At 33.4% G+C, this 4,388-nt stretch carries 4 protein-coding genes and 1 rRNA gene; 3 read left to right on the forward strand and 2 right to left on the reverse strand.

Going from position 1 to position 4,388, the window contains the following annotated elements; genetic code table 11:
* Nucleotides 1–240 precede the first annotated feature (240 nt).
* Nucleotides 241–477: a hypothetical protein gene (locus AD60_RS10080; protein WP_146048829.1), complete on the reverse strand. Its 237-nt coding sequence runs from the start codon at nucleotides 475–477 to the stop codon at nucleotides 241–243.
* A gap of 252 nt (nucleotides 478–729) precedes the next feature.
* Here AD60_RS10080 and AD60_RS02775 point away from each other — a divergent pair, with 252 nt between their 5' ends.
* The 3 genes from AD60_RS02775 (at nucleotide 730) to nusA (ending at nucleotide 4,166) form a co-directional block, all read left to right on the forward strand.
* The gene (locus tag AD60_RS02775; RefSeq protein WP_103876357.1) at nucleotides 730–2,247 is read left to right on the forward strand and encodes a DUF4127 family protein; all 1,518 of its coding nucleotides are present in this window, start codon (nucleotides 730–732) and stop codon (nucleotides 2,245–2,247) included.
* Between the two features lie 390 nt (nucleotides 2,248–2,637).
* Entirely contained in the window at nucleotides 2,638–3,111 is a 474-nt protein-coding gene (gene rimP, locus AD60_RS02785) for a ribosome maturation factor RimP (protein ID WP_103876358.1), read from the forward strand.
* 29 nt (nucleotides 3,112–3,140) lie between these two features.
* Entirely contained in the window at nucleotides 3,141–4,166 is a 1,026-nt protein-coding gene (gene nusA / locus AD60_RS02790; protein WP_103876359.1) for a transcription termination factor NusA, read from the forward strand.
* Between the two features lie 106 nt (nucleotides 4,167–4,272).
* Here the strand turns inward: nusA and rrf are convergent.
* Nucleotides 4,273–4,385, reverse strand: a 5S ribosomal RNA gene (rrf, locus tag AD60_RS02795).
* Nucleotides 4,386–4,388 lie beyond the last annotated feature (3 nt).

Below are 4,388 nucleotides of genomic sequence, written 5' to 3' on the forward strand. Positions count from 1 at the left end.
CACTAAGATCCAAGTACTTAACAACCTTTTCCAAAAGGGTTAAAGCATAATTCTTGTCATAGGCAGAAGCAGGGGAAACCACGGTGAAGATAGGGACGTTGAGGAAAGTAATAGTATGAGCCTTGTGACCAAAAAAGGAGACAGCGCATAGCGCAGGATAGGAGATAGAATTCTTTGGGTTACCGTACTTATCGTAGATAGGTTTAGAATTAGAAACAGGTTTAACGCCGAAATTTGCTTCTAAAGGAGAAAGATAGTACTCTTTGTAATCCTTAAGAGGCGAAAGCCCGTTTCCTCAAATTTACCGTGACTCTTCTTGTTGTTGAAGAAAGAATTAAAGATAATGGGGTAAGAATCAACAACAAGATAACTGGTATCAAAGATTCCCTCTTTGATGCCTTTAAAGACGGTAAAAACGATAACCTTATCCAAATAAGAAGGGGCAAACTCCTTCTTAAAGGCGATACTTAAATTCATAATGTTTTTTCTCCATGACCCCGTTCGGGGCGTTTCTTTTAGCCAGAGTAGACAAAATCGAAGTACAGTTGAGAAGAGTTACCGTATAATGACAATTGAATGACCTCCTTACGAGATAATAAAAATGTAGTATCAAATACATTATACAGTGAGGAGGTAAAAGTATAACATTGAAGGTATTAAAAGTTAGTTACAATGCATGTTTTAGAATTTCTGAAGACAGTAAATTCAAAATAAAGGAAGATCATTAAAATGAGAATAATATTTTTACCTATTGATGAAAGATTTTGTACTCGGGAATATTTTTTAATTTTCGCAAAAGCCTCAGGCTTGAATATTTTGACTCCTCCTAAAGAATTGCTAGGATCTAAAAAAATTCCTGCAGATACCAATGCTTTAAAAGATTGGCTCTTAGGCAACTCTCAAGAAGGAGATAATTTAATTCTTTCACTAGATACTTTGATTCATGGAGGATTAATCCCATCAAGAATAAATTTACTCCAAAAGCCTACAATTAATGAAAGACTTAAGATTCTTAATACTTTAAAAAGAAAAAGAACCGTGATCTATCTCTCTTCCACAATAACAAGAATACCCACATACAACTCGTCAGATGAAGAACCTGATTACTGGGAGTATTACGGAGAAGCTTTAAGTAATCTGTCAAAGGATTTTGCTAAATATCTAGAGTCACAGGATAAGCCACAAAATTTATCTTATAAAAATGCTTTACCAAAATTTATGGAAGAGCACAAAAACAAATATCAAGAAATCCCCGAGTGGATGATAAAAGACTTTTTTTGGAGGAGAGAAAGAAACTACAACATTATCCAAGAAACGGTTAAGCTTGTCGATAATAGAACGGTAGATTTTTTGAATATAACCTTGGATGATAATTCTCCTGGTAGCTTATCAGTTTATGAATCAAAACAGCATCAAAAGTTAGTTAATCAATTAGGTTTAAATGAAAAAATCTCTATTCATCCTGGTGCAGATGAAACTTCTTTAACACTTTTAAGCAGGTTATTATGTTCGATGTTTAAATGTTCACCTTCTTTTGAACTTTTTTATACACATCCAGAATCAATCCTTCTGATTCCGCCTTATGAAGGATATCCTTTAAAAAGTAGCGTTGAAACTCATATTGAAGCAGCTGGAGGTAGAATAGAACAAAAAGGTGATATTTTACTTTTGTTGAATAACTCTTCTGATTATAGTAGCTACGACATTACCTTTCAAGACACATTAGCTGTATCTGAGGAAGCATACGAAACAATTCTTGAAAGAATTAAAAAAGAAGATAAAATTATTGGAATAGCTGATATAAAATATGGAAATGGTTCAGACAAAAGATTAGTAGAAAAACTTCTGGAAAATCATTTAGATTGGCTAAAAATAAATTACTCTGGGTGGAACACTGTAAGCAATACCCTTGGAACAGTTATCCTCCATTCTATAATTCAGTATTTTGCTCAAAAAAATTATTTAAAATTAGATGCAAAAGAGTTACTTAAAATACAGACAATTTTTTTCCTAGAACATTGGGGTTATCAAGCAGTGGTAAGACAACAACTAAGAGAAGATTCTGCCCAAAAAGGGTGCAATATATGGACGCTTATGCCCGCTGAAAAATGGGCAGAAGAGTATACGAGAGCTAAACTATTGCCCTTCAAGGAAGTAATAGAAAAAAATATGAAAAAGAGGTGGAAAATGGAAGTATTTTTTCCATGGCATCGAAGCTTTGAAGTTGGAATAAATTTATCTCCATAAGTCAAAATCTTCGGTCATCATTGAACAATTCACCAATAAAACCTCTGCCTCTATTTCTATTTTCACCCTTGTTTTGATATTTTGCTGCAGCGTTTATTCTGTCTGCGAGTCTTGAAAACGGAAAACTCTGTAGATAAATAGTCCCTGGACCCTTAAATTTTGCTAAGAATAAAACTTATACATCATAGCACCAACTTCTGCTCTAATACCTTTTCTTGAGCAAGCTAAATTTTCAACGGTATTTTTTAAAATGGTCTTGATTTTTATTTTTTTTATGTTATAATATTAGTGATAATTGAAAGCAAATTAATTAACAAAATGAGTGCCGAGGGCTTTTGCCCTCGAGCTTTTTTATAAAAAATAATTTTTGAATCGAAAGGGGTGCATACCATGTTAACTAACAAAGAGGTCAAACAGTTAATATGGGAAAAAGCCGATAACGTTGCTTCTAAGTTGGGGTTTGAAATTTTTGATATCTTAATTAAAGGTAGTAATAAAAATAAAATTTTGGAGGTTGTGATCGATAAAGCTGATGGATATGTGTCCATAGGAGATTGTGAAAAGTTTTCCAAAGCTTTCGACCCTTGGTTAGACGAAATTGATCTCTTTGACAAGAGTTATGTATTAGTAGTTAGTTCCCCAGGACTCGATAGAAAATTGAGAGGCAAAGCGGATTACGAAAGATTTAAAGGAAAATTAGCAAAATTCATTTTAAAAAGTAAAGAGAAGAAACATCCTGTAGTAATTGGGTATATTGACGATATATTGGAAGATCAGATTAAAATTACTGAAAAAGATTCTGGAAAATTATTCAACATCGATTTAAACGACATAGATAAAGCCAATTTAGAAATTGAATTGTAAAATTTAAAAGTTATCGGAGGTGTAGAACATTGAACTTAAATCTATTAGAAGCCTTAGACGCCTTGGAAAGAGATAAAGGTATAAGTAGAGACTCGCTGGTTGATATTATAGCCAAATCTATTAAAAGTGCATACAAAAAAAATTATGGGGCAAAAAATGTTGAAATTGAAATCGATAAAAACCTAACAAAATTGAATGTCTATCAGTTATGGAAAGTTGTTGAAAAAGTTGAAAACCCAAAAGAAGAAATTTCTTTGGAAGAAGCTAAAAAAATTAATCCAAAAATAGAAATAGGCGAAATGGTAAGAAAAAAGATCAACCTTAAAAAGGATTTTAGAAGAGTTGCCGCTCAAACAGCAAAGCAAGTCATACTTCAAAATTTGAAGGAACTAGAAAAGAAAAATTTGTTTGATAAATACGTAGCTTTGAAGAATAGAATTTCAACCGCTGAAATAATTAAAGTCAGTGATGAATATATTGACATTAGAATTGGAAAGTTAGAGACTAAACTTCCCAAGAAAGAGACAATTCCTGGAGAAACCTTTAAAAATGGAGAACTTGTAAAAGTATACATAAAAAACATTCAGAACACATCAAAAGGGCCTAAAATTATGGTTTCAAGGACATCACCTGAACTCATTACAGAATTATTATCATCTATTGTACCCGAGATAGAAGAAGGTATTATCAAAATTGTAAAAATAGTCAGGGAACCGGGAATACGGAGTAAAGTTGCTGTTGTTACCACCATGCCGGGAGTTGATCCTGTAGGTGCTTGCATCGGTGAAAAAGGCTCTAGAATCAGTGAACTAATAAAAGAATTAAAAAATGAAAAAGTGGATATTATAGAATATTCAGAAGATCCTAAAATTTTTATAAAACACGCTCTTGCCCCTGCAGAAGTAAAAAATATAATTCTTAACGAAGATGAAAGAACCGCTTTTGTGTATGTCCCTGAGAACCAACTTTCCTTAGCTGTAGGAAAGGGTGGTCAAACCGCTAGACTAGCAGCAAAAATTACCGGATGGAAAATCGATATACACTCATTAAAATAAGTGAGAAGAAAAAGAAAAAAATACCGCATCGGTTAGTTGGATGCGGTATTTTTTTAGGGGTGAGAAAATACAAATAAACCATGTCATATTGCTTTTAAAAAAAGGAAGGGGGCGATACCTACTCTCACACGTCTTAGCGTACTACCATCGGCACGATACGGCTTAACCGTCAGGTTCGGTATGGTTCTGGGTGTTTCCCGTATCGTTCTCTTCACCCCCTAT

It is taken from the genome of Petrotoga sp. SL27 (genome assembly GCF_002924605.1).
Taxonomy (GTDB): Bacteria; Thermotogota; Thermotogae; order Petrotogales; family Petrotogaceae; genus Petrotoga; species Petrotoga sibirica.